General features: G+C 68.3%; 20 protein-coding genes. 11 read left to right on the top strand and 9 right to left on the bottom strand.

Annotation, left to right across the window (positions count from 1 at the left end; all coding sequences use genetic code 11):
- Positions 1-143 precede the first annotated feature (143 nt).
- The 6 genes from LBC97_14360 to LBC97_14335 all read left to right on the top strand — a co-directional run bounded on the left by LBC97_14360 (position 144) and on the right by LBC97_14335 (position 5,380).
- Positions 144-1,310 carry a DUF916 domain-containing protein gene (locus LBC97_14360; GenBank protein MDR2567212.1) on the top strand — a complete coding sequence of 389 codons (1,167 nt, stop codon included), beginning with the start codon at positions 144-146 and terminating at the stop codon, positions 1,308-1,310.
- 357 nt (positions 1,311-1,667) lie between these two features.
- Positions 1,668-2,456: a DeoR/GlpR family DNA-binding transcription regulator gene (locus tag LBC97_14355; GenBank protein ID MDR2567211.1), complete on the top strand. Its 789-nt coding sequence runs from the start codon at positions 1,668-1,670 to the stop codon at positions 2,454-2,456.
- A gap of 112 nt (positions 2,457-2,568) precedes the next feature.
- On the top strand, positions 2,569-3,159 hold the full coding sequence (locus LBC97_14350; protein ID MDR2567210.1) for a hypothetical protein: 591 nt from the start codon (positions 2,569-2,571) through the stop codon (positions 3,157-3,159).
- A 92-nt stretch (positions 3,160-3,251) separates the two neighbouring features.
- On the top strand, positions 3,252-3,860 hold the full coding sequence (locus LBC97_14345) for a hypothetical protein (protein ID MDR2567209.1): 609 nt from the start codon (positions 3,252-3,254) through the stop codon (positions 3,858-3,860).
- Positions 3,861-3,920: 60 nt separating this feature from the next.
- Positions 3,921-4,439, top strand: coding sequence for a hypothetical protein (locus tag LBC97_14340; protein ID MDR2567208.1), 519 nt, complete (start codon positions 3,921-3,923; stop codon positions 4,437-4,439).
- Positions 4,364-5,380 carry a hypothetical protein gene (locus LBC97_14335; GenBank protein MDR2567207.1) on the top strand — a complete coding sequence of 339 codons (1,017 nt, stop codon included), beginning with the start codon at positions 4,364-4,366 and terminating at the stop codon, positions 5,378-5,380. Before LBC97_14340 ends, LBC97_14335 begins: the two co-directional genes overlap by 76 nt.
- A 104-nt stretch (positions 5,381-5,484) precedes the next feature.
- Here the strand turns inward: LBC97_14335 and LBC97_14330 are convergent, their stop codons facing one another.
- From LBC97_14330 to LBC97_14315, 4 genes are read right to left on the bottom strand one after another with little or no spacing between them, the layout of a single operon-like run.
- Positions 5,485-6,483 (bottom strand): hypothetical protein, encoded by a 999-nt coding sequence (locus tag LBC97_14330; GenBank protein MDR2567206.1) that lies wholly within the window; start codon positions 6,481-6,483, stop codon positions 5,485-5,487.
- Entirely contained in the window at positions 6,480-7,658 is a 1,179-nt protein-coding gene (locus tag LBC97_14325) for an ATP-binding cassette domain-containing protein (protein MDR2567205.1), read from the bottom strand. The genes LBC97_14330 and LBC97_14325 overlap by 4 nt, the downstream gene beginning before the upstream one ends.
- Positions 7,655-7,984: a transcriptional regulator gene (locus LBC97_14320; protein MDR2567204.1), complete on the bottom strand. Its 330-nt coding sequence runs from the start codon at positions 7,982-7,984 to the stop codon at positions 7,655-7,657. The genes LBC97_14325 and LBC97_14320 overlap by 4 nt, the downstream gene beginning before the upstream one ends.
- Positions 7,944-8,774: a hypothetical protein gene (locus LBC97_14315; GenBank protein ID MDR2567203.1), complete on the bottom strand. Its 831-nt coding sequence runs from the start codon at positions 8,772-8,774 to the stop codon at positions 7,944-7,946. Before LBC97_14315 ends, LBC97_14320 begins: the two co-directional genes overlap by 41 nt.
- 156 nt (positions 8,775-8,930) lie before the next feature.
- Here LBC97_14315 and guaB point away from each other — a divergent pair, with 156 nt between their 5' ends.
- Positions 8,931-10,463, top strand: coding sequence for an IMP dehydrogenase (guaB, locus tag LBC97_14310; GenBank protein MDR2567202.1), 1,533 nt, complete (start codon positions 8,931-8,933; stop codon positions 10,461-10,463).
- Between the two features lie 38 nt (positions 10,464-10,501).
- Here guaB and LBC97_14305 read toward each other — a convergent pair whose 3' ends face one another.
- Together LBC97_14305 and LBC97_14300 are read right to left on the bottom strand one after the other, a co-directional pair.
- Complete coding sequence (locus LBC97_14305) at positions 10,502-17,020, bottom strand: DUF11 domain-containing protein (protein ID MDR2567201.1); 6,519 nt, start codon at positions 17,018-17,020, stop codon at positions 10,502-10,504.
- Between the two features lie 150 nt (positions 17,021-17,170).
- A complete protein-coding gene (locus LBC97_14300; GenBank protein MDR2567200.1) occupies positions 17,171-17,851 on the bottom strand; it encodes a DNA polymerase III subunit epsilon in 681 nt (226 codons plus the stop codon).
- Between the two features lie 132 nt (positions 17,852-17,983).
- On the opposite strand from LBC97_14300, the gene LBC97_14295 reads away from it, so the two are divergent.
- Positions 17,984-19,108 (top strand): GuaB3 family IMP dehydrogenase-related protein, encoded by a 1,125-nt coding sequence (locus LBC97_14295; protein MDR2567199.1) that lies wholly within the window; start codon positions 17,984-17,986, stop codon positions 19,106-19,108.
- Positions 19,109-19,219: 111 nt separating this feature from the next.
- A complete protein-coding gene (locus LBC97_14290) occupies positions 19,220-20,467 on the top strand; it encodes an MFS transporter (GenBank protein ID MDR2567198.1) in 1,248 nt (415 codons plus the stop codon).
- Between the two features lie 70 nt (positions 20,468-20,537).
- On the opposite strand, the gene groES is transcribed toward LBC97_14290, so the two are convergent.
- The 3 genes from groES to LBC97_14275 all read right to left on the bottom strand — a co-directional run bounded on the left by groES (position 20,538) and on the right by LBC97_14275 (position 22,447).
- Complete coding sequence (groES, locus tag LBC97_14285; GenBank protein ID MDR2567197.1) at positions 20,538-20,831, bottom strand: co-chaperone GroES; 294 nt, start codon at positions 20,829-20,831, stop codon at positions 20,538-20,540.
- A gap of 313 nt (positions 20,832-21,144) precedes the next feature.
- Positions 21,145-22,101: a PfkB family carbohydrate kinase gene (locus LBC97_14280; GenBank protein ID MDR2567196.1), complete on the bottom strand. Its 957-nt coding sequence runs from the start codon at positions 22,099-22,101 to the stop codon at positions 21,145-21,147.
- 181 nt (positions 22,102-22,282) lie between these two features.
- Complete coding sequence (locus tag LBC97_14275) at positions 22,283-22,447, bottom strand: hypothetical protein (protein MDR2567195.1); 165 nt, start codon at positions 22,445-22,447, stop codon at positions 22,283-22,285.
- 57 nt (positions 22,448-22,504) lie between these two features.
- Between LBC97_14275 and LBC97_14270 the strand changes: the two genes are divergently transcribed.
- Together LBC97_14270 and LBC97_14265 are read left to right on the top strand one after the other, a co-directional pair.
- Positions 22,505-22,993 carry a DUF4395 domain-containing protein gene (locus LBC97_14270; protein MDR2567194.1) on the top strand — a complete coding sequence of 163 codons (489 nt, stop codon included), beginning with the start codon at positions 22,505-22,507 and terminating at the stop codon, positions 22,991-22,993.
- Positions 22,994-23,164: 171 nt separating this feature from the next.
- Positions 23,165-24,904, top strand: a complete 1,740-nt coding sequence (locus LBC97_14265) for a hypothetical protein (GenBank protein ID MDR2567193.1) — start codon at positions 23,165-23,167, stop codon at positions 24,902-24,904.
- Positions 24,905-24,990: the final 86 nt, after the last annotated feature.

Genomic DNA, 24,990 nt, shown 5'->3' with positions numbered 1-24,990 from the left:
CCAAGCACCGACCACCATCGCGGCCGGCATCTACCAAGCCCTCATCACATTCTCAGTCCTGTAAACCCAACACAACCGAGGGGCGGGCAACCCACCACAACGGGCCCCGCCCCTCACCCACCAAACGTCGAAAGGGACAACTCGTGCAACTCCCGAGGACGAAACGTCTATTCATCCGATGCGCCGCGACCTTCGCGGCCGTCATAACGCTGGCCGTGCCTGCGCTGGTTCTCGCGCCGGCCGGCATCGCCGCTGTTCAGCCGGGTCCGCTGCCCGCCACCCCCTCACCCGAACCTTCGCCCCTCAGCCCCGGCCAACGCCAGAGCGAGCGTCTGACTTGGGGAGTCGCGCCGTCCACGCCGGATGGGCCAACCGATCGCGGCGTGTTCGAATACGAAATGAATCCGGGCGACGGGGTCATGGACTATCTGGCCGTCGCCAACTACAGCACCAAAGAAATCGAACTCGACATCTACGCGCGTGACGCGGTCATGACACCGAACGGCGGCTTCGACATTCAGCCGAAATCGGAAACACCGACGGGGGCTGGCGCCTGGTTCGAGTTGAGCGCCAAGCGGGTTACGATTCCCGCTCGATCTCGAATCAATCTTTCGTTCTGGTTCCGGGTCCCGCCTGACGCTGAGCCCGGCGACCACGCGGCTGGCCTGGTCGCGTCGCTTCCCGCTGAGAACAAGACGGCCGCGACCACCACAATCGGCCTTGAGCAACGCGTTGGCATGCGGTTCTACGTCCGCGTCGCGGGTCCCCTGCGCCCCGCGCTGAGCGCCGAGTTGCTCGATCCCCATTTCGATGCGGACATACTCGACGTTTGGGGAAGCGTTCGAACCGTCCTGCGGGTCACCAATACGGGCAATGTCCGGCTTGCGGGCGAGGCGTATCTCGAAAGCGCCGATTGGCTCGGCTGGCAAACCAGGCGCACCACCGCCGTCCAGGTCCCCGAGTTGTTGCCCGGACAGTCGCTCGACTATCCAATGGACACCGCCGCCATGGTCGCCTTGGGCCGACTCGATCTGCGAGGGGTGGTGGATCCGGCACCCCGCGAGGACGTGGGAGACTCTCCGCCTGTTGAGAAGAAGACCAGCATCATGGCTTTCCCCTGGGTGACCGTGTCCATTGCCGTTCTCCTGATCGCGTTGCTGACCGTGTTGATCATCCGACGGCGCAGAACCGCCAAGCTGCGCCGTCAGCGGCCCGCTCCGTCAAGACGGACACCCGCCAGTCCCACTTCGGAAGACGGCGCGATCGCCAAGTCGCCCGCCGAACCGAGGAAGGCGGTGGCAAACACCTGAATTTGCTGACGGGGTGAGCGGCCATCCGCCTTCCGCGCTCACCTCACGGTTCCGCCGGGCACGAGCCGGCGGTTAGGACACCAGACCGACCGCAGAAGTGGCCAGGAGTTCGGGGTCGCGGGCGTACCATTGCGATCACCGGCGAAGTACGCGACTCTGTTGGACAACCACCACGATCTCGATCCCCACGGCCAGGATGCGGTCGGTCTGGTGAGCCGTTTGGGAGGCCACGCCTTAGGGCACTCGGCGGCGCCAAGACCCGCTGTCCCGCCTCAAGAGCAGCCCAAGCCATTCGATGGCGACACCACATCAAACACTGACCATGACGACTCCTCCAACAAGGAAGCGACCCCACCCATGACCCAGCCCGCAGACGGCCCGAGTCCCGGACCGAGCACTCGGCGATCAGAGTTGCTGTCCCTCATCCGCTCGCAGGGACGAATCGACGTGTCCCGGATTCCGCCAATCATGCACGTGTCTGCCGAGACGATCAGGCGTGATCTCCGACTGCTTGAGTCCCAGGGCCTGATCCGGCGAGCCTACGGCCGCGCGTACGCGGTTGAGAGTGGCGGCTTCGAGATCGCCCTGGGGGTCCGGCGCAGCATCAATCCGGAGGAGAAACAGCGGATCGCGAACGCTGTGATCGGCCGTCTCGGCCCAGCGCAAACCATATACCTCGACGAGGGCTACCAAACGGAGTTGGTCGCGCATCGTCTGCCTTCCGACCGGCCGCTGACGGTTGTCACCGCGTCGTTGCCGGTTGCGACCGCCCTGGCCGCACGGCCAAACGTGCAGGTGGTTATCCTGGGCGGTCGGCTTCGCGCGGCCACTCTGGCGGTGGCGGACCACTGGCCGGCGGAAATGCTGGCCAAACTGACGATCGACCTGGCCATCCTCGGCGCCAACGGCGTCTCGATCGAACGTGGGCTGACCACGCCGGACCCCGCTGTGGCCGCCGTCAAAGAGACAGCCCTGAAAGCCGCGACACGGCGAATCTTCATTGGCGCCCATCACAAGTTCTCCGTGGCCAGCTTCGTCAAGTTCGCCGAGGTGCAGGACTTCGAAATGCTGATCACCGGACACGAGCTGTCGACCTCGACAGCCAACCGGTTCGTGGCCGCAGGCGCCCGCCTGATCCGCGTTTAGGCGATCCCCGGTTCTGCCGACCGCGGAGCGGCTGCCTGACGCCTTCTTGACCGCGGTCGATGGGCTTGTCCAGCCAAACGACCTTCCCCCAGTCGCTTTCGAGGAGGATCCGGTGAGCCAGCAAGCGCCCGTTCCGAACCCGTTCAGCCCGCCCCCGCCCGGACATTACCTGGCGGCCGACGGCCGCTACTACCCCGGTGCTGCTTCTCACCATCCGGCGCCGCCCCCGCTAGTCCCGGGCCCGCCGGCCAAGAAGAGGACCGGGCTGATCGTCGGGATCGTGGTGGGTGCCCTGGTGCTGCCGTTCGTCATCCTCGCGGCCATCGCAATCCCGCTGTTCTTGAGCCAGCGGGCCAAGACGGCGGATTCCGACGCTCAATGGGACCTACAGGGCATTGGCAAAGAGGTCGCCAGCGAGGCGGTCGGCCTGCGGGACGAGGGCCGGGGGACAATCGAGTTCGACCAGGGCACCGAGGGCTACATCCTCACCGTCCGCAGCTCCACGGGCGAGAGGGAAATCGTTGTGCCCCGGTCGGAGGGGGTCGAGCTTCAGGCCTCGTCCGACTTTGAGGGCCCTCGCTCCTGGTGCGTTGGCGTCCACGCCGAAGGCGGCAAGGTCAAGGACTTCGCGATCACGGCCGCCCAAACCGTGGTCGAGGGCGGCCTCTGCGACCCCGGCGGCGGCACAGCCGCCAAGCCGTAGGCGTCTCGGCGCCGTCTGGCCGCCCAGGCCAAAGCGCGAGCGTCTAGCCCGGCATCTGGGCCAGGCAGGCCCGGCTCGGTTACCATTCCAACGTGAAAACAGCCCAGTTTTGGTTCGACCCGATTTGCCCGTGGACCTATGTGACCTATCAATGGCTGACCCAGGTGCGGGAGGTGCGCGGAATTCAGATCACGCCGCGATTGCTGTCCCTGTACTACCTCAACCAAGGACGCGGCGATTGGCCCCACGCTGACGGCCATCGCGCCTCGCTCAACTTGGAGAGGTTCTTGGCCTTCGTCCGCCAAGAGCAGGGCGACGCCGTGATGGAGCAGGCCTACCAGCTGCTGGGCAACGGCCTGTTCATTGACGGGGCGGTCGCCAACTCCGAGTTGGTCGCGCAGACCGCGCGCACCCTCGGCTTCGAGGAGAAGCCCGCCGTCGAAGCGTCCCAGGACACCAGTTGGGATCAGGTCATCTTGGCGGATCACGAGGCAGCCATGGGACTGGTCGGCTCTGACGTGGGTTCGCCCGTGATCGCGCTGGAAGGCGGCCCGGCATTCTTCGGCCCGGTCCTGTCCCGCGCCCCCCAAGGCGCGGACGCCGGCCGGGTCTGGGACGGCTGCCAACTCCTCGCCTCCCACCCGGACTTCTTCGAGCTGAAACGCACCCGCACGCCGGACGTCAAAATCAGCTTCACGTAGCGCCCCCAGTCCCGTTCGGCGGACTGTAACGTTTGGGGCCTGACCGGGAATTAACCCTTCGTGGAGGAAGTCATCCAGCGTTACCGCACCGCCGCCCAACCGGCCGCTGGAGCGGGGGGCGGGCGGACGGCATCGGGCGACGCGGGTTCGGCGAGCGACCCGCAGGCGGTTCGAGAATTCGCCGCCCTGTACCGCGACCACCACGCCCGTTTGGTGGCGTACGCGCGTCGCCGCCTGGGCGGCGTTGACCAGGCCGAGGACGTGGCCGCCGAGGTGTTTCGGATCGCGTGGGAACGCACCCGCCGCGGCTTGGACCCGCCGCCCAGCGCGGGCTGGCTTTTCGTCACCGCCCGCAACGTTCTGGCCCACGAGTGGCGAGCCATCGGACGGGCCACCGAACTGAGCCGCCGGATCGCGTTGGAACTCGACCGTTCCTCCGGCGCTTGCGCACGGCCGCCGCTCCGGATGGGCGCCGGACGCGGCCGCGCGCGCTGTGGATGCCCGTGGCGGTGGGGGCGGCGGCCGTGGTGGCAATCGGCGGCGCCGCCGTCCTGGCCTCCAGCCAATCGTCCCGTCTAAGCGGCGCGCCCACCGCCCCGTCAACGGCCGCGCCGTCTGCGGACGCCGCCGCCCTGGTTGCCGAGGTCGTGGCCGTCGACACCGCACCAACCGCCGCGTACGGCCCCAGCGCCACGTTTGCGCTGCCGCTGCCGGAGGGTGGATGGGCCGCCTTCCGGATTTGGTTCCCAGCGGACGATGCCGTGGTCCCCGACATCGCCCAAACCTTCCGTTTCGCGCCAGCAGAGACGGGTGCCTACCAACTCAGCCCCTCGAGCGGGTTCCCGCTCGCCATGGGCCTTAGGCTGGAGCCGACCGCCCAGGACGTGGACGCCGCCTGGTCCGAGCAGCCGACCGAAGGCTTCTTTGCCATTTCGCTCGGCGGGCCCGGCGAACTCACGGACCGGATGACGCAGGAGGGCTTCGAACCGTTCTTCCTGGTCACCGTCCACGACGGCGCCAGCGTTGGCCTGAGGCAATGCGGGGTTGAACAGTGCGGCCTGTCGCTGGCGGAGCCCGGCATCTCAGTTCTGGCCGAGCCGGTCGAGCCGGTGGAAACGTTGCACTCGAAGATGTTCGCCGCCACCGCCCAACCCGCCGGGGCCCAGGCCCCGGCGACGGCGGAACTGCCGGTCGTCGCGGGCTCGGGCACCGACCGCGGAGCCCTCCTAGCCGAACTCGCGGCGATCGAACCGACCTTCAACGGCGAGACCTGGGGAATCGAAGCAGGCTGGAATCCGCTGACGCTGACGATCCTTCCGGACCAGACAAGCCTCGGGCAGTTGATGGACGGCATTGCCGAAATGACCCTCGCTGAGGTGGTGGCAAGGCTGGCCGCGCACGGCTGGGACGCCGAAGTCTCCACCAGCCCGGTCGAGCGGTCAACGGACGCCGAATGGCTCCATTTCGAGTGCCCGTTCGACCAGGCCACGCCCTGCAAGTTGGTGGTGCCGAAAGGCTGAGGGACCACCGGCCAGCGCGTGGGGAGGGGCTGTCCGGACCGTTCCGCGACGAGCGAGTCCGGGGGGCCGCGCCGTTGCGGGGAGTTCGGGACGCCAGGGCGCGGTCACGGGCCGATGTCGCGACGCTTGACCAGGAACAGGGCGGCGGCGACCGCCGCAGTTGACCAGGCCGCCAGGACCCCCGCAGCGATCCAGCCCTCGGCCGCGGTCACCTCGGTCGAAAGAACTGCGGGCCACCACGGGTAAGAGCCGTTGGCGACAGCCAGGTTGGAGGTTGCGGCGCCGATCAGCGCCTGCCCGGGGCCGGTCAGCCAGGGGACCGCCTTGGCGATGGCGATCAGCAGCGTGTCCACGCCCAGAATCCACAGCAAGCCGATCGTCAGGGACCAGAGTGTGCCGCGCGTCGCCACCGCAAGCGCGGCGCCGACCAGACCGTAGGCCAGAGTCATCAGCCACGTGGACCCCATGGCGACCAGCAGCGGCCCGGCCTGCGGCGCGCCAACCGGCCAGTCGCGCACCTCGGCCGCGCCGACCAGGCCGATGTAGTCGGCCGCGTAGGTCGCCACCGTCATGATGCCCAGGAAAGCCGCCAGCGCGACCAACTGGGAGCCGATCACGGCCAGCCGACCCGGCCCCTGGGTGTACAGGACGCGCACAGTGCCGTGCCGGTATTCGTTCCCGACCACCAACGCGCCGATCACCAGCGCCATGGCAGCGCCGTAGAACGGCACCGCGCCCGCCCCGAAAGAGGCGAGGTTTTGGGGCAGAAGCGAATCCCGGAACGCCTCGACTTGCGCCGAGTCGGCCTGAACGCCGAACGATCCGTTGGCCAGGTTCTGGTACATCACATGGTTCAGGACCACGCCGAAGCCGATCGTTTCAGCCACCCAAGCGACCAGGATCCACCACAACGACCGCTGCCCGGCCAACTGCGACCAAGCCGCCCGCCAGGGGAAACCCATCCGCTCCGGCGCGCGCGCTGAAGCCGCGGCAGGAGGTGCGGTGGCAGGCGCGAATGTGGGCGTGGCGGAGGCGGCAGAGCCTGCGGTCGCCTCGGAGGTGCCCGTCGAACAGCCGTCGGGGGTCAAGTCGGGGGCGCTCATGCCGTCGCCTCCCCGCCCGCGAGGCGTTCCGCCCTGCGGCTCGGTTGCTTCTTTGGGCTGCCGGGCGGCCCGTCGGCTCGGGCTTCGCCCGCCGCTCGGGTCAACGCCAGGAACGCCTCGGCCAAGTCCGGCCGGTCCAACTCAACCCCGTAGACCATCAGGCCACCACGAACCAGGCAGCCGACCAACTCCGGCACCAGGGCCTCCCCTACCAGTCCGCGCGGACCCGGTTCGCCCAACCCCACCACCAGCCTCGAGCCGGCGGGGGCGTGAAGCGCCTCCCCGGATCCGGCGCTCGCGCCGGAGGACAAGCCGGCCGCACTATTCGCCGAGAGGGCGGCCGGTTCCATGCCGGACCAGCCGTTTGCCCCGGCTGGCCGGTCAAACGAACCATCCAGTTGGCCGCCACCCCCGATGGCGATGGCGCCCGGCGGCACCAGCCCCGACTCCCGCACAGCCCGCGCCGCCTCATCAAGCGGCCTCGCGTCGATCAACACCTTGGTGATCGCCTCGTCGCGCAGCTCGCGGGGGGACGCCGTGCGGATCATGCGGCCGTCCACGATCACGCCGACCCGGTCGGAGATTCGTTCGACCTCCCCCAGCAGGTGCGAGGACAGCAGCACTGTCCGTCCGGCCTGCCGCAGCTGGGCCAGCAACTCCCGCATGTCGCTCATGCCTTGCGGGTCCAGACCGTTGGCGGGTTCGTCCAACACCAGCAACTCCGGATCCTTCAGCAGGGCCGTCGCCACCCCCAACCGTTGTTTCATCCCCAACGAGTAGTCCTTGGTCTTCTTGGAGCCCGCGCTCGTCAAGCCCACCAGGTCCAGCGCCTCACTTGCCCGCTCCGGGCCCGCCCCGCTCCACCGCGCCACAGCCCGCAGGTGGCCCAGGCCGCTCGCGGCGGGGTACAGCGCCGGGGTCTCGATCAACGCGCCCGTCCGGGCGAGCGCCGCCTGCGAACCGGGGGCCAAGCCCAACACGGAGACGCGGCCGGCGTCCAAGGCGGCCAACCCCATGACCACCCGCATCGCCGTGGTCTTGCCCGCGCCGTTCGGTCCCAGGAACCCGAAAATCTCGCCCCGGCGGACTTCGAGGTCCAGTCCGTTCAGCGCTGGCGGCGCCCCCTTGCGGTAGGTTTTCACCGCGCCGGCGATCTCAATTGCGTGCTCGTTCATTCGCTTCCCCGTATTAGTTGTTGCAGGTTTTCCCGGTAACGCTCGAAAGCCAAGCGCCCGGTTGGCGTCAGTTGCAGATAGGTGGCCGGCCGCTTGCCCTCGAAGGTCTTGTCGATGCGGACGTAACCGGCCGCCTCCAGCTTCGTCAGGTGGGTGGACAGGTTGCCCTGGGTCATTTCGGCGATCCTCAGCAGCTTGCCGAAAGAAATCGCCTCTGCCGGTGCCAGCGCCGCCAGGATTGCTACCAATCGCAGACGCGAAGCGGCGTGGATCACCGGGTCAAGGTCAGGCGCCGCCACCACCGCGCCCTTCCCCTTGGTGCCCACTTGAGCGGAGTATTACCGCTGGGCGCCCTTCTCCTTGGCGGCCTCCTGCTTGGCGCCGTTCGCGCGCCACGCGGAACTGCGCCATCAGCGCGCCCGCCCCGAGCGCGCCGCCGGCGCCCACCGCCATGACCAGGTACGCCAGCGGCAGCCCGCGTGCGACGGCCGCCAGCGCGCCCGCGGCTGACACCAACACCAGCACCAGCCCAATGGTGAACATGGCCCTATCGCCAAGGACCGAACCCGCGCCCATGTACAGGCATCCGACAATCAACCCCGCCAACAAGTTGTACAGGGCCATGACGGCCGTCACCGAGCCGATCTGGTCAACCAGCGTTCCGAACCCGGTCATCCCGCCGCCGAACGCGACCGCCCATGCCCATCCCCAGGCCGCAGAAGACCAACGGCGGCCACCCCGGATCTCGGCCTGCCGGGTCGCGGAGTGGAACACGCTCACCGCGATGGCGAGCGCAATCAAGCAGCCGAACAGGATCACGGCCCAGACAGGTGGCCAGGCGTCCTCCCGTCCGCCCAGAGTGGCCAGCCACAATGCGCCAAAGCCGCCAAACCAGGCCAAGCCCCAGGCCCCGTAGAGCAACCGGTCGTCAACGGCGAAGGCCCGCCGGGCGCGGTAGGCCGATTCGTCCAACACCGCCAGCGCCTCCGCCGGAGTCAGGCCGCCGGACCCCGGTGCCGCCGCCGAGGTCTGGCCGCCGGGCACGGCGCCCGCCGCGCCCGGCTGCCCGGCCGACTCTTCACCGTCGCCAGCGGCGCCGAATGGCGGTTCGCCCATCACGTCCCCTATCCGTTTGGTTTGCACCGCAAACTATACCTCTCCAGAAACCACAGCCCAAATCGGCGTCCAACCGAGGCACGCCGACGGCGAAACTGGCGGCGTGGGGCGACCGGACGGCATCGGCCGCCAAGAGCTCCTGGCTATGCTGGTCGGGTGGATGTGACTGGTGTCCCCGGCGCTGAGCGCGACGAATCCGATCCCTTTGCCTTTGTCGGCCTGACCTTTGACGACGTGCTGCTGGTCCCACAGCAATCCGACGTCATCCCCTCCGAGGTGGACACGAGCACGCGCGTGTCGCGGAACATCGAGTTGGCGGTGCCGCTCGTGTCTTCCGCCATGGACACGGTCACCGAGTCCCGGATGGCCATCGCCATGGCCCGCCAAGGCGGGATCGGGGTGATCCACCGCAACCTGTCGATAGCCGACCAGGCCAGCCAGGTCGACCGGGTCAAACGGTCCGAATCCGGCATGGTGACCGACCCGCTGACGGTTGGGCCGGACGCCACGCTGGCGGAGCTAGACGAGTTGTGCGGCCAGTACCGCGTCTCCGGCCTCCCCGTGATCAGCCCCGACCGCGTCCTACTCGGCATCATCACCAACCGCGACCTTCGCTTTGTCCCCCGCTCCGACTACCCCAGGCTCAAAGTCCGCGACGCCATGACGCCGATGCCGCTCGTGACAGCCCCGGTGGGCGTGTCCGGCGAGGAGGCCGCTCGCCTTTTGGCCAAGCACCGGGTTGAGAAGCTGCCGATCGTCGACTCGGCCGGCCGGCTGCGCGGCCTGATCACGGTCAAAGACTTCGTCAAGACCGAGCAATACCCGAACGCCGCCAAAGACGCCGAGGGCCGGCTGCGGGTTGGGGCCGCCATGGGCTTTTTCGGCGACGCCCTGGACCGGGCCTGGGCTCTGATCGAAGCGGGAGTGGACATGCTGGTCGTGGACACGGCCCACGGCCACACGAGCGCGTTGCTGGAGATCGTGGCGAAGCTGAAGGCCGACCAGGCCGCGGCCGGCGTGGACATTGTGGGCGGCAACGTGGCCACCCAAGCGGGGGCGCAAGCGCTGATCGACGCGGGGGTGGACGGGGTCAAGGTCGGCATTGGCCCCGGCTCGATCTGCACCACCAGGGTTGTCGCGGGCGTGGGCGTTCCCCAGATCACGGCCATCCACGAGGCGGCCAAAGCCTGCCGCCCGGCCGGCGTCCCCGTCATAGCCGACGGCGGCCTGCAGTATTCGGGCGACATCGCCAAAGCCCTCGTGGCCGGGGCCGGCACGGTCATGCTCGGATCGCTGCTGGGCGGCTGCGACGAATCGCCCGGCGAATTGGTCTTCGTCCAGGGCAAGCAGTTCAAGCGCTACCGCGGCATGGGCTCGCTCGGGGCCATGGCCTCGCGCGGCAAGAAGTCCTACTCCAAGGACCGGTACTTCCAAGCCGACGTGGAGTCTGATGACGCGCTCATACCCGAGGGCATTGAGGGCCAGGTCCCGTATCGCGGCCCCTTGGCGGCGGTCGCCCACCAGTTGGTGGGCGGGCTCCAGCAGTCCATGTTCTACGTCGGCGTCCGGACCATTCCCGAATTGCAGGAACGAGGCCGATTCGTGCGCATCACCCCGGCGGGGCTCAAGGAATCACATCCGCACGACATCCAAATGGTGGTGGAGGCCCCCAACTACTACCAGCATTGAGGGCCTCTCTCCCCCCGATTTGCTTGCGTGCCCGCGGCTCAGCGGCTCAGGCGTCGGTGGCTCCGGGCGACCAGCGCCGACCCGAGAAGGACGACCAGTGCGGCCGCGACTCCGAGGACCGGGGCGTGGCTGCCGCTGAACGGCAATTCGCTTGAGCCGCCTCCCGACGGGCTGGGACTCGCCGCGTGTCCCGAAGCGGTCGGGGCCGGAGTGGCCCCGGTCGGACCGGGCGACGGCTCAGTCGGCGACGGGCTCGGCTCCGCTGTCAGCGACAGGGAAGCCTGTGACGTGTCGTTGCCCGGGTCGGTGTCGACCAAGTCGTGGGTGACCGCCGCCTGAACCGCCAGCGAGTCGCCGGGCGCTCCCGTCGCGGTTCCCGTGATGGTGTAGGTGACGGTGCCGCCGACCGCGAGTTCGCCGATCACGCAGGTGAAAACCTGCCCGGACGAGGTGCAGCCCGGCAGCGGTCCGCCGCCGGAGGCGCTGGCCGCCACGACTTGCGCGTCAGCCAACCCGGCGGGCAGGGTGAACACGACCTGGGTGGCGGGCGCGGCCGCCGGCCCGTGGTTGGTCACCACCGCCGTGAGCCGCCCAGCCGATCCGACCGCCACCTGCGGCGTGTCCGCCGTCAACTCGACCCCCACGTCAGTCTGCGGCGCGGGCGTTGAGCACGCGGTCGAGGTGTTGTTGCCGATCTGATTGTCAAGCGCCCCAGACCCGACCATGGCGGCGTTGCAAACCTCGCCGGTGAAGCCGTCGTCAACCCGGAAGACCAGCGTTGCAACAATGCTCTGCTGGGGCGCGAGGGCGCCGAGTCCGCAGTTGGCCACGGTCTGGTCGTCCTTGAACTCGGGTGCGGGGCAGGTCCCGCCTGAGCCGAAGGAACCGGAAATGTACGTCAAGCCTTCAGGCACCGTGTCGGAGATGGTGACATTGTTTGCCACCGAGGGGCCGGCGTTGGCCACGGTCAACTCGTAGGTGACCTCCGCCCCCGCCTGGATTGGAATTGGCGCCACCAGGCGCTTCTCAATCGATGTGTCCGCCACCTGGACCACGTTGACCGTCACCGTCACCTGGTTGTTCGAATAGTCGGACTCGCAGGTGCCGGCGCCCGCAGGCGGATCGGTCGGGTCGGTGCAACGCACCGGGCTGCGCGAATAGGCCTGCGCCGTCGCGTCGTAGGCGCCGGCCGGAATGCCGGGCGGCACCAGCACCGTGACGGTGCCCGGCACGTTGATTCCCGGCTGGAACGAGTCCCGGATGGGCGTCACCTTCCAGCCCACGCAGGTCACGGTGTACACCGCCTCCAGGCCTTCGCCCACATGGGATGTGGTGCAGTCCATGTAGGACTCGTCGACCGCGAGAACTTGGAAGCCCTTGGGGAACACGGACACCACGACCGGGTTGTCCAGCGCCGAGGGCCCGTTGTTGACCCCCGTCAGCGAGTAGGTCAGCTCCGAGCCGGCGGACGGCGTGTCGGTGCTGACGCCCGCCGTGATGGCGATGTCCGCCAACGCCCGCAATTGGGTGGTGACGCTCGCCCGGTTGTTGGCCGTCTTGGTGTCGACGGCCGCTGACGTCACCTCGACCTGGTTGAGGAGATCACGCGGGTATTCGTCGCCCAAGTCCGCTGGCGGCAACACAACGGAGTCGCAACGCTGCCCGTTCACCCCGTCTTTGCCCGGGCACCAATAGGGCCGCAAGTCCCTCGGGTCTGAGGTCGCGACTATCCGGGTGTTGACCGACGCGCTGACCGCGATGTCCCCTAGTTCGCATTTGACGACCTGTCGGCCGTCAGACTCCGTGCGCTCCAAGGCGCAGCCCGGCGAGTTGGCCGGGTCGAGCGTCAGCCCCAGTGGCAGCGTGTCGAACAACACGGCATCGGGCGCGTTGGACGGGCCGTTGTTGATGGTGGTCACGGTGTAGCCGACGGACGCGCCCGCATAGGAAACCGGGACGTCGGCGAGCTTGCTGACGGCCAGGTCGCCCAATTCGACCACGTCCGTGGCCGCCGTGGCCGTGACGCTGGTGGGCGCGCCTCCGGGGCCCGGCGTGGGCGACGTGGCCAGCGCGATGTTGACCGCTCCGCCGTCGGGGATGATCTCGGCTGTCGCGCCGACTGGGACCGTTCCGTAGACGTAGACGGAGATCACCTGCGTGTTGGCCGCGTCGGTGGAGGCCTTGACGGTTCCAAGGGAGCAACTGACGGAGGCCACCGGCGTGGTGATCGGATCGCAGGTCCCTTGGGAGGTGTTGACCTGGGTGATCAGGAAACCGGCGGGGACCGTGTCTGTCAATTGGACGTCTGAGGCGTCTGCGGCGGGGATGCTCAGGCCGTAACCCGTGTCCAGGCGGGCGGGCACCGACAAGTCAATCCGGTACCCGAACTTCTCCCCAGCCACGTATGAGTCGTGGCCGTCCCCGTTCGGGTTCGGGATTGTGGTGAGGGCGGTCTTGGCCATCTGCAGGTTGGTCTGCGGCGCGCCGATCTCCAACGGCGCGGTGTCCAGGTTGTCGGAGAAGTCCGTCTCATAGGTCGAAGTCGCCACGGTCGCCCAGCCGCCTGGGCCGCCCGCGCAGGTCGCGGAGTGGCCGCAGTCGACGTAGGTTCCGGCGGGCGTGTTCGGGGCGATTGTGAACGGGAACTTGAAGGACAAGGACATGCCCGGACGCAGTTCGTTGTCGCCGGTGAAGGCGGCCAGGTTGCAGACCAACTCCTGGTTGACCGCCGTGCACCAATCGGGGAACGAGGTCTGGTCGGGAATGGCCGAAACGGCCACATCAGAACGAATCTGCACGTCGCGCGCCGTGGACGGACCGGTGTTCCCAACCCGGATCTGCGCGCACCTGAGCGAGCCGGCCCCGGTGTAGGCGGGCGCCGTGCCGGTCGGGCTGGCGCACGGGTCGGACCCCGGCCCCGGATACAGGATGGAGTACTCCACGTTGACATTCGCTTCGCTGTGGACCAGGTCCAAGGTCCAAGCCGTGTTGTTCGCCAGGCTCGGGTCGTCCAATGGGGACTCGACGGTGGCCGTGTTGAAGATCGGGGTGCCCCGCTCCAGGCCGGGGTCCACGTTGACGGGGAACAAGAAGCCCCAGGACTGACCGACCTGCAGGGAGGCGGCCCGCAGGCAGGTGACAGTCTTCTTGTCGGCGCTGGCGGTGCAGGGCACCGACGCGTCAAAAGCCCCCGCAGTCACGCCGTCCGGGAGGGTGTCGGTGATGGTTATGGTCCCGGAGGCGTCAGGCCCGTTGTTCGTGACAACCAACTGGTATTCATGCGCCACCCCGGCCCTGAAACCGGGCGGGGGCGTGGACTTCTCAAGCGCCAGGTCGGCCTGCGGGTTCGGCGAGTGCTTCCAGATCGCCTCGTTGTTGCCCGTATCAGGATCGTCTGTCCACAACGACCCCACCTCGACAGTCTGCTCGTTCTCCGTCAGACCGACTGGGCTCACGGTGCCCACGGCCGTGATCACGCGCGTCGCGCCCGCCGGAACGGTGCCCAGGTCGCAGGTCCCCAACACCTCGTTGCAGGTTCCGCCGCCGGTCGTCACGTTGAGCGCCGAGAGGGTCAAGCCTGCCGGCACCGAGTCCATCAGCCAGGCGCCCCGCGAGTCGGACGGCCCGTTGTTCTTGACCGTGATGGTGTACGTGACCTGGCTGTTCGGCGGCGGATCCGCCGCTGTGGAGCCCACTTTGGTCACCGACAGGTCGGCCGAAGTCTGAACGTCGCTGGTGACGGAGGGCGAGTCGGGGTGCGGGGTGGGCCCGGGCGGCGCGGGGCACGCCTGCCCCGCACAGGTGATCGCGGCGGTGTTGGTCAGGGAGGTCGCGTTGGAGTTCGCCGGCACCAAGACGCCGGTGATGGTGATGGTCGCGATGGCGCCGCCATCCGCACTGCCCGGCGCGCTGGGACCCGGCAGCGAGCCCAGGTCGCAGCTGACCGTGCCCGCTGCGACCGCGCAGGTGCCCCGGTCCGAGGTGGCGAAGGTCGAGCCGTCCGCCACCAGGCCGGTCCCGGCGAGGGCGTCCGCGACGGTCACCGCCGAAGCGTCAGAGGGCCCGAAGTTCTGGGCGGTGATGGTGTAGTTGTAGCGCCCGCCGGCCATGACGGTGGCCGGGCCGCTCTTCTTCAGTTGAATGTCCGCCACGGGCTGGCCCGGCGTCACCACCGCGGTAGCGGTGTTGTCGCTTTGGACCGGGTCGAACGTGTCGGAAGTCACGCCCGCCTGGTTCTGGACCGTTCCTCCGGTCAGGTTGCCCATGACGTAGCCCTCGACGGTGATCACGGCCGTTTGGCCGGGCCGCAAGCGGCCGTCGCCGGCCACCTGGCACTGGAAGGTCGAGGGGGACGGCAGCGTGGCCGGGCAGGTCACCGCGACTTGGGTGGTTCCGCTCGCGCCGGCGCCGGTCGCCTTCGTCAAAACCAGCTTCGCCGGGTCCGGCGCCGTGTCGGAGATGACCACGCCCACCGCGTCCGAGAGGCAGCCGCCCGGGTTTGTGCTGGTCGCGTGGTTGCACTGGTTGGTCACGGTCAACGTCCAGCTGATCTTTTCACCCGGCGTCACCGTGGCCGTGGCGGGTGTCTTCTCAATCTTCAGGTCCGCCTGGTGGGTCATGGGAATCGAGGCCGTGTCGACGTTGTTGGACAGGTCCGGGTCGAACGAGGTGGTCGCCACGGACGCCACGTTGGACAGCGTTGTAGCCACCGAGGACGATGCCGTCGCCCCGGCTATCAGCACCTGGGCCTGGTCTCCGCGCGCCAAGTCCGGCAGGGGGCAGACGACCGGAGCGCCGGCCGCCGGAACGGGGCAGGTGCCGGATTGCGCCGGGGAGGACACCGGCGCCGTGACCCAGGTCACGCTGGTGGCGGTGTAGTCGGCGGGCAGCGGATCGGTCACCACCACGCCAGTCGCCTGGTTTGGCCCGGCGTTGGTGACGACCAGCGTGGTCTGCCCGCCCTGTCCCGCGACGGCTTCGCTCGGGGCCAACGACTTTTGAATACGCACATCCGCTTTGAGGGCCACCGGGGTAAGAACCGGCGGCGTGTCGTACTGGGCGGCCACATGGGTGGTGCCGGTCTGATAGTCCAGGTGCGCAATGTTCCGCAGAGTGGTGCCGCCAGCCGAATCGGAGACCTTGCCCTGGAACTGGAAGGACGTGGAGTCCCCGACCTCAATGGTGCCTCCGGCGGTCGGCGTGGCGCCCCGCCCCAGATTGACGCAGACCTTACCGGCGGCGTAGCTGCCGAAGCTGGCGCCGTTGTCCGGCATGGCCAGCGGCAACGTGGGCGCGACCGCCGGATCCGGCGTGGTCAACAGCGTCATGGAGCCCGGCACGTAATCAAGGCCCGCGGGCAGCGGGTCGCACGCGCGCGAGCCGGCCGCGGGGTCTTGGCCGGTGTTGTTATAGGTCAACACGTATTGGATGACGTCTCCGGGCTTGGCGACGTCCGCGCTGGTGAGGTTGACCGCCGTCTTGGTGGACGTGGTGAAGTCCGGCGCGTACAGGTTGATGGCCAGGGCCAGAACACCGGGATAGTAGACGTCCCCGGCGGATGAGAAGCTGAACCGGGCCGAGGTCGCGCCGTTCGGAATGATCCCGGAAGCGCCCAAGTTCTTGATGTCGAACCCCAGCATGTTCCTGTCCGCGGGCGTGCGCGTGGTGACGGACGCGCCGTTGAGGGAGTTGATGGAGTCGAAGAAGTTGGTGCCGGGCGACACGGCGGTCGCCAACTGGCTGGAGTTGAGCAGGGCGTAGTCGCCGGTCTGGGACAGGTCGCCCTCATACACCACCATTGACAACTGCGCGTCCACGGGGCCGTTCAGCGGCGCGGTGAACCCGCTCACGTCAATGTTCTGGGGGTAGCCAGAGCCCACGGTGTTGAAGCCCTCGAACACGGTCAGGTTGCGCAGGGGCAGGCCGGGGGCGGTGTAGGCGATTGTCAGTGCCCAACCGGCGTAGCGGTCGGTCCCGGACCCGGCTTGCACGTTTCCAGCCCAGTAGTCGCCGTTCCCGGCGTCCCTCACCAGGTTGGTCACATCCACAAACGACTGGTAGGCGTTCTGCTGTCCCCCGTTCTGCGCGAGTTGCGTGCCCGTCAGAGTCTGATAGGCGGAAGCGCCCGGCGCCTTGAAAGCGACCTGGGCCGCCTTTGAGGCGTCGCCCGCAGTGCCGGAGCCCGAGGCGCCGGCGTCCAGCCTGGCCCCCCAATACAGCCGGGCCCACAGCACTTGGGCCCCGTCCGGCAAAGCCAACGTGGACATCGAAGAATTGAAAGTGGACGGATCTTGGTCCGCGTCCAACAGTCGCATCCAGAAGTAGTTGTTGTCATACGCGCCGCCGCCCAATGCGTTGGTGCAATTGTTAACCGTCGGAGAGCAGGTCATAAGGGTGTTCCCGATGGTTAGGACGGTGCCGTTGGCGTTGGCGCTGAAGGCCTGTCTGAAGGGGAGGGTCGCAGCCGCCTCCGCTTCTTTGGTGTCAACCACCAACGTGACCGCTATTGCGAGGACCGCGACCACAATTGCGGCTGAGGCGCGCCGGATTCTTGACATTTCTTCCCCCACCGTTCCGGAATCTGGAAACTGCTGTCCTGCCATGTTAGTAGTGCTCAGCGCGCGCCGCTGCGAGCAGCCCCGCTGGAGCGCAAAAATGGGATTCCCCGCACGGGCCCGGCATTGGCCAATTCGCCGCCGTCGCCACCCTTACGGCCAATCCAGGTCCACATCCGCCGGCCGGCCCCGTGAGGACAGCCACCCGTTGAAATGGGCCGCCCACTCGCGGTGGGCGTTTTGCTGCCACGCGTGTAAAGCCGCAGATTCCATGGCCGCGACCTGCGAATGGCGCGCCTCGATCGCGTCAAAGACCGCGATCGACTGACGCACGTCTTCAAGCGCGTCATGCAGGTTGGGGCTGGGCTGGACGCCGTACACCGCCATCAGGTCTCCCAGTTTGCGTTTGCCTTTGCGGTAGCGATCCACGCCCCGGTCGATCACCAATGGATCGATCACCGGCGCGATCTCCCCGCCCAACCGCTCCCCCAGGCCCGCCAATCCGTGCCGGGCCAATTCGGCGTCAAGAATGCGCAGGTCATACGAGGCGTTGAAGGCCAACACCGCCAGGCCTCCCATCAGGGCCTGGACCAATTGGCCGGCGATCTCCTCAAGGGCCTCCCCAGGCTGGCGCCCCTCCGCGCGGGCCTTGGCAGTAGTTATACCGTGAACGGCGGTGGCCTGGGGCGGAATCTCCACCCCCGGGTCGATCAACCAGGTGACCGCCTGTTCGGGCGCGCCCGCCGCGCGGGTCACCAACGCCGCGGTCACAATCCGATCCTGCCCCGTCCTGACGCCTGTGGTCTCCGTGTCGAATCCAACCAAATCCCTCATGCGACAACTCTCCCACTCGCCTCTGACAGCGTTGCGCCGACAGGCGCGGGCGGGCCAAGACGACCGGTGTGCCAATCGCCGACGCGACCGCCAAAGCCGGCCACACGGCACCGGCGGCTAGGCTTTACCCCCGTGAGCAACGAGATCGAAATCGGCCGCGGCAAGCGCGGACGCGAGGCGTATTCACTGGACGACGTGGCGGTGGTGCCGGCGCGGCGCACCCGCGGACCGGAGGACATCTCGGTCACCTGGCAGATCGACGCGTACCATTTCGAGACTCCGATCGTGGCCGCGCCGATGGATTCGGTCATGTCGCCGGCCACTTGCGTCCAACTCGGCCGGTTGGGCGGCCTGGGCGTGCTGGACCTGGAGGGAGTCTGGACCCGGTACCAAGACCCCATGCCGCTGCTCGAGGAGATCGCCGCCCTGCCCGAGGCGGAAGCCACCCCCCGCCTCCAGCAGATCTACCAAGAGCCCATCAAGCCGGACCTGATCACAGAGCGTCTAGAGGAGATTCGCGCGGCGGGGGTGACCGTGGCCGGGGCGCTGTCGCCGCAACGGACGCGGGACCTTTGGCGCACCGTGGTGGACGCGGGCGTTGACCTCTTCGTCATCCGGGGCACCACGGTTTCCGCCGAACACGTCTCCTCTGACTCGGAGCCGCTCAACCTCAAGCGCTTCATCTACGAACTGGACGTGCCGGTGATAGTGGGCGGCGCGGCGACCTACACGGCCGCGCTGCACCTCATGCGGACGGGCGCCGCCGGGATTCTGGTCGGCTTTGGCGGCGGCGCGGCCCACACCACCCGCGTCACCCTGGGCATCCACGCACCCATGGCGACCGCGATCGCGGACGTGGCGGCCGCCCGGCGGGACTACCTAGACGAATCGGGAGGGCGCTACGTCCACGTGATCGCGGACGGCGCCGTGGGCCGCTCCGGCGACGTGGTCAAAGCCATCGCCTGCGGCGCCGATGCCGTCATGCTGGGCGCCGCTTTGGCGCGGGCCACCGAAGCCCCCGGCCGGGGCTGGCACTGGGGCCCGGAGGCGCACCACTCCCGCCTCCCGCGCGGTTCGCGCGTCCAGGTCGGCACCGTCGGCACCATGGAGCAGATCCTGTACGGGCCGTCCGGCACGGCCGACGGCTCCGCCAATTTCATTGGCGCGCTGAAGCGCGCCATGGCCTCCACCGGCTACGTCGACCTGAAGGAGTTCCAACGGGTCGAGGTCGTGGTGGCCCCATACTCGGCCGCCTGACGCGGCCCGCTCCGAAACTTGGACGGACCGGCCCCCCAGACGGGCCGGTCCGGGGGGCAGAGGTAGCCTTTATTGGTCATCCACACGGAACCACCTTTGCCACGAAATCCAATGTCAACACCTGCCGCCTCGACGCGGTCAATCTGGCGGGGCCGCCTGACGGTCCTCGCCGGGCTCGTCATCCTGGGGCTGAACCTTCGCGCCGCCGTCACCACCGTCGCGCCAATGCTGGCCCTCATCAGAGCGGACATGGCGCTCAGCCCCACCACCGAAAGCCTGATCGCCACCGCGCCGCCGCTGATGTTCGCCGCCTTCGGCGCGCTGGCGCCGCTCCTCGGCCGCCGGTGGGGCCTTGAGCGGGTTCTGGCGGGCGGCATGGGCGTGGCGGCCGCCGCCACGGTGGCCAGGGCGGTCACCAGCGACGAGGTCGTTTTCCTGATCACCACCGGACTGATAATGGCGGGGCTCGGCACCGCCAACGTTGGCGTCCCGCCGCTGATCAAGCGCTACTTTCCGGATCGAATCGGGCTGATGACGACGGCATCGACGGTGTTCCTGGTGTTGGGCCAAGCCATTCCGCCAACGTTCGCGGTGCCGCTGGCGGACCTCCTGGGCTGGCGGTGGGCGGTGGGCGTCTGGGCCGCCGGGGCCGGGCTGGCGGCGCTGCCTTGGCTGATCCAGCCGTACCGGCTCAACCGCCGGCGGCGCCTGCGCGGCCAGCCGAAACCCGCCACGGCCCCGCCCCAGCCGGTCAAACTGGTCCGCTCAAGCTTGTTTTGGGGCATTACCGGCCTGCTGACCTGCAATTCGGCGGCCGCGTACGCGCTGATCGGCTGGGTCCCCCAGATCGTGGCGGACGCGGGCGCCAGCCAACCCCAGGCCGCCCTGGTGCTGAGCGCGTTCACCGCCGGGTCGCTGGTGCCCGCCCTCCTGGCGCCGGCGCTGACGGTGCGCCTGCGCCATCCCCAAATCGCGATTGTGGTCATGTTCCTGTGTTGGACCGGCGGCCTGCTCGGGTTCGCGCTGGCCCCGCTGGACGGCATTTGGTGGTGGGTGGTTCTGACCCGACTGGGCGACGGCAACTACGCCTGCGCGCTGACCCTCATGAACCTGAGGACGCGCAGTTCGCAGACCCTCCTGGCGGTGTCCGGATTCGGCCAAGCCATCGCCTACGTCGTGGCTGCGGCCGCCACCTTCGTGTTTGGTCAGCTTTACGCGTCCACCGGCGGGTGGCTTTGGCCGTTGGTCCTCCTGATGTCCACCATGCCGCTCGGCCTGGTGGGCGGCCTTGTCGCCTGCCGCAGGGGTTACGTCGAGGATCAAGCCGACCGCGCCGCCTTGGGCGGGCGCCCGGAATAACACAAAGCCCCTGTCCAGGCCAGATGATTCTGGCCCCGACAGGGGCTTTAGCGTTGGTTGCTCGGACCGGTCAGACGACCTTCGCCAAAATGTCCCGAGCGGACAGGATCAGGTAATCCACGTCCCCGAACGTGACTTCGGTGCCGCCATACTTCGAGTAGATGACTTTGTCGCCGACAGCCACGTCCAACGGGACGCGATTGCCGTTGTCGTCAATCCGGCCGGGGCCGACGGCGACAACTTCGCCCTCTTGGGGCTTTTCTTTGGCTGTGTCAGGTAGGTAGAGACCGGAAGCCGTCTGCGCGGCCGCCTCAATTGGCGTCACGACGATCCGGTCTTCGAGCGGTTGGATGGAGACCGACACTGCGGACCTCCCTTTCGCGATCTAGGAGTTTCACTACGGATGGACTGCCCGTGGGTTCCAAGCCCGTGCCGTCGCGGTGTCACGACCTGGGTTCCCGTGCGGGCTGCCTGGCCAGATGGCCAAGCACAACTACTTTATGACCGCATTAGCACTCGGTCAAGCCGAGTGCTAAGCGTGTCCGCTTGGTGGGCGGGATTATCCGCCTGCCGGACTCTGCCGAGGGTTCCCGGCGCTCAGCACGCGGTCCCCGGCGCCCGGCGGCCCGCGCCGGTCCTGCGGTGGGGACCGCAGCGGGGCCTTCGGTCGAGCAGTCTCAGCTTGCGGGCGGCACGTGGCCGGTCGCCAGCGCCAACGCCACTTCGCGCGCGTTCGGGATTGACGGACCCGCGCCGGGACGGCTGAGCGCGATCGAGGCGGCGGCCGTGGCGGCCCGCGCCGCCTCCCCCAACGCGGCGCCGTCTGACAGGCGCGCCGCGAGGACCCCGTTGAAGGTGTCGCCAGCGCCCGTGTGATCCACTGGTTCGACAGGCAACGCGCGCACGAATTCGGTGTCCTGGCCCGCCTGGGCCACGACCAATCCCTCCGCTCCCCGCGTCATCACAATTGAGGGGACCAGTCGTTGGAGCGCGTGCAGCAGGGAGGCGTCATCCGAGGGATACATGCCGAAGTGCTGGGCGGCGATCTCCCTCGCGCCGTGCTGACTGACGACCAGGACGTCCACGTTCTTCAGCAAGTCGGCGGGCAAGGCCGCGGACGGGGCCGCGTTGAGGACAAAGATCACCCCCGCCTCCTTGGCCGCCTGGGCGGCTTTGGCGACGGTCGGCACCGGCACTTCCAATTGGGCCAGGACCACGCGGCTCTTGGCGATGAGCTGCACGTCCTTGTCGTCCAATTCGACTCGCCCGTTCGCCCCGGCCACCACCGCGATCACGTTGGTCCCGTCTGGGTCCACCATCACCAGGGCCATGCCGGTGGGGCAGTCAACCGTGCGCACCGCCTTGGTGTCCACGCCCGCGCCCCGCAAGAAGTCCCTCAGCAGCCCCGCATCCGTGTCCGCGCCCCAAGCGCTGATCAGCGCGGTCGGCACGCCGCCCGCCTTGGCGGCCGCCACCGCCTGGTTGGCGCCCTTGCCGCCGGGGAACCGCTCCGAGGAGGTGGCCACGACCGATTCGCCCGGGTCCGGCCACTTCGGCACCCGCACCTCCAGGTCGACGTTCGCCGACCCGACAACCACCACTTGAAATCCCCCGACTGGGGTCTCCTGCGCCATCCGCGCGCCTCCTCATTGATCGCCTTGAAAGCGGGCCGACGGGCCACGCGGGGCCGCGCCGGCGCCCGCCGTGTTTTCCGCTAGGACAAGCCTGCCATAGCCGCGCGGGCTGACGGAATCGCGCCGTCGATTTCTTGCGCTGATCCCACCTCTTTCCCGCTTCACCAGCCCGCGCTGCCGCCTAACCGCAGTGGATCTGTTCCGCCGATCCCGCTTGTTTCCCGCTGGGCGGGCGCTCGACGTGCGGTGTCTGGCGGGCGGAGGGGACGGCATCGGCGGTGGTGGCGGCGGCGCCGGCGTTGGCGGCGTTGGCGGTCGGGGTTGACCAGGCATCGGGCCTTAACACTGGCCCCGCCCGCCTGCGGGGGCGGGTTAGGCTCGCGCGTGACAGTGGGAGGACGCCATGCCGATCGATTTCTCGTGCCCCATCTCCGGGGAGCAACGCGACAACACGACCGCCCGGATCGTGGCCGGGCTGACATTTGTCTTGGCCGTCGCCACGGTGGCGCTGGCCTGGCTGGTTCCGGCGTGGATCCCGGCGCTGGTGGCCTCCCTGTTGGCCACAGACTTCGCGGTCCGCGCGTTCGCCGAGCCCAAGTACAGCCCGCTGGCCACGTTGGCGCGGGGTTTGGGATCCGCTTTCCACGCGCCGCGCAAGCCCGTCGATGCCGCGCCCAAGGTTTTCGCCGCCCGCCTCGGCTTGGGATTCTCCGTCGTCACGGCGGTCTTGCTTTGGCTCAGCCCGGTGGCGCCCACGGTCCCGGCGGCAACGGTTGTGGCCTCAATCCTGGCGCTCTGCGCCTTCCTGGAATCAGCGCTGGGCTTCTGCCTGGGCTGCTGGGTCTACGCGCTGCTCCCCCACCGCGCACGGTCACAGCCCGCCCCCCAATAGGGCCGCGGTGACGGTGGCGTAGCCGCAGACAAAGACAGGGCCGTGCTCCGCCCCCAATAGGGCTGCGGCAGTGAGCCGTCGGCCGCCGGCGCCGCCGGTATCATCTGCTTGGGCTTGGGCTCTCGCCCAAGCCGACTGGTCGACCAGCCAGGAAAGGCCGGGTGCCCCGACATGGAAACGGTCATTCTCCGTTTGGTTCCAATGGACGAATTGGCGGAGGAACTGTCCGAGTTGGCCGTGTTCCTCGGTCGGCTGCGCCGGGCGTACCGGCACGCGGACGTGGAGTTTGCCGTCACGGGCCAGGTGGACGGCCTGCCGGAATCCGAGCCGGGCGACCCGAACCATGTCGCGGAGCCGCCGGGTCAGTGGCTGTTCTTGTTCGGCACGGAGCTCAGCCGACAGGCCAAAGATGAGTATCTCGCCGCGCAAGCCGCCTGCGAATCTGCGGCGTGGGACAGGGATTGGGTGGCCGCCTGGTTCAAGGACCTCGAACCCGGCCAAGAGATGACGCCCGAATTGGCCGAGTTCCGCGCCCAGATTGAGAACGACCGACATCATCGCTCCTATAGCTGGGCCACCTTGGAGGACGTCAAACTGGGCCTGGCGGTCAAATTCAACGGCTATTGCTCCGGTTACCTGTGGCTCGCGGCCCGCGACGGCAAAGCGGTCACGTACGGCGAGACGTTGGTCGACTTGCCGAAGACCCGGCAATACGCCGAGTTCGAGGGTCTGGGCGATTTGCGGCGGCAGATCGCCGCAGTGGATGGGCAACTGACAGACGCCGAATTGGCCAAGATTCCGCGTGCCGCCGGGGAAATGGAACGGATCAACGCCGAACACGACAGGCTGGCCGAGCGCATCCATCAAGCAGAAAACGAGTTCCTGGAATTGATGGAGAACGTGATGGACAATCTGTCCCCCGCCCTGAGCGTGACACCGCGCAACCTGGAGGGTTGCCGCCGGTTCCAGGCGGGCGACGTGGCGGGGGCGCTCGAGGCCCTCAGCTTCGCCGGGCTGAAAGCCGACGTCGAAGCCGCCGAACGCGTGCTGAAGGTGGCCGAATGGCAAGAACTTGACGCCGAAGGCCTGGCCGGCGAGTTGACACCGCCTACGCCGGAGGACTTGGAGTTATTCCTCGCTCACGCTGCGGCGCCGGCGGATTCGGACGAGGAAACACCGGCCGAGGCGGCCCGCGAGCATCTTCAGCGGATTCTGCACTCATTCTGGATGCGGGCTGAAATCCTGCAATCGCGGCTGCCCAACGCCGAGGCGCGCAGGGAGATCGTTGAGACTTTGCGGGAGGGGATGGCAGTCGAGCGGCGCCACGGGCTCGAATCGGGATCCTCGGGGCGTTTGAGTTGCTTCTTCGAAACGCACGGGCTCCCAGGGGAAGCTGATGGTTTTCGCGGTGAGATCTTGGCGTCGGACCCGAGCGAGGTCGACCTCGACCAACGTGTTCGCGCGCTGATGTCGCGGACCAACACGCTCTTATGTGGGAGTCAGGGCGACGAGGCCGAGGAGGCACTTCGCGAACTGCGTGAGTTCGCGCTCGGCGAAGAGGACCTCGAACTTGCCACGGCCTTGCTGGGCCAGACGATGGAGTCTTGGATGCACCGGGGACGCATGGAAGAGGCGTCCGGCGACCTGACGGCCATGGCCGAACGGTTCAAACCATTGGTGGAGGCCGACCCGGCGGCATACGGACCCGTCATGCGCGGCATTCTCGAGGGAGCTTTGGCGTTGCTGGAGGTGGAAAAGGCATGGACAGCGGCTCAGGAAGCGGCGGCCGAGCCGATCAGTTTCCACGGCTGGCTGAACGAAAGCCCGTTCAAAACCCACGGCCTGACGGCCGTCATCGCCGCGTTGCACGCCCGCAGCGCGGTGTCCCCGGATGATGCCACGGACGATTGAGCGGCCAGGTCGGTCCGGGCGGTCTACGACTTGAGCCGTGTTGACGCGCGGCCCACGCCATCGCCGCACGCACGGAAACGTCAAGT

It is taken from the genome of Bifidobacteriaceae bacterium, assembly GCA_031281585.1.
Lineage (GTDB): Bacteria > Actinomycetota > Actinomycetes > Actinomycetales > WQXJ01 > JAIRTF01.
The sequence above is the reverse complement of the archived record's forward strand: the minus strand, read 5'-3'. Positions and strand labels throughout refer to the sequence as shown.

Bases quoted from the DNA above. Each gene is read 5' to 3' on its own strand.
- LBC97_14270 (MDR2567194.1), top strand. From the start codon at position 22,505: ATGCCGATCGATTTCTCGTGCCCCATCTCCGGGGAGCAACGCGACAAC.
- LBC97_14305 (MDR2567201.1), bottom strand. From the start codon at position 17,020: ATGTCAAGAATCCGGCGCGCCTCAGCCGCAATTGTGGTCGCGGTCCTC.
- LBC97_14280 (MDR2567196.1), bottom strand. From the start codon at position 22,101: ATGGCGCAGGAGACCCCAGTCGGGGGATTTCAAGTGGTGGTTGTCGGG.
- LBC97_14355 (MDR2567211.1), top strand. From the start codon at position 1,668: ATGACCCAGCCCGCAGACGGCCCGAGTCCCGGACCGAGCACTCGGCGA.
- LBC97_14290 (MDR2567198.1), top strand. From the start codon at position 19,220: ATGTCAACACCTGCCGCCTCGACGCGGTCAATCTGGCGGGGCCGCCTG.
- LBC97_14300 (MDR2567200.1), bottom strand. From the start codon at position 17,851: ATGAGGGATTTGGTTGGATTCGACACGGAGACCACAGGCGTCAGGACG.
- LBC97_14325 (MDR2567205.1), bottom strand. From the start codon at position 7,658: ATGAACGAGCACGCAATTGAGATCGCCGGCGCGGTGAAAACCTACCGC.
- LBC97_14315 (MDR2567203.1), bottom strand. From the start codon at position 8,774: ATGGGCGAACCGCCATTCGGCGCCGCTGGCGACGGTGAAGAGTCGGCC.
- LBC97_14265 (MDR2567193.1), top strand. From the start codon at position 23,165: ATGGAAACGGTCATTCTCCGTTTGGTTCCAATGGACGAATTGGCGGAG.
- LBC97_14330 (MDR2567206.1), bottom strand. From the start codon at position 6,483: ATGAGCGCCCCCGACTTGACCCCCGACGGCTGTTCGACGGGCACCTCC.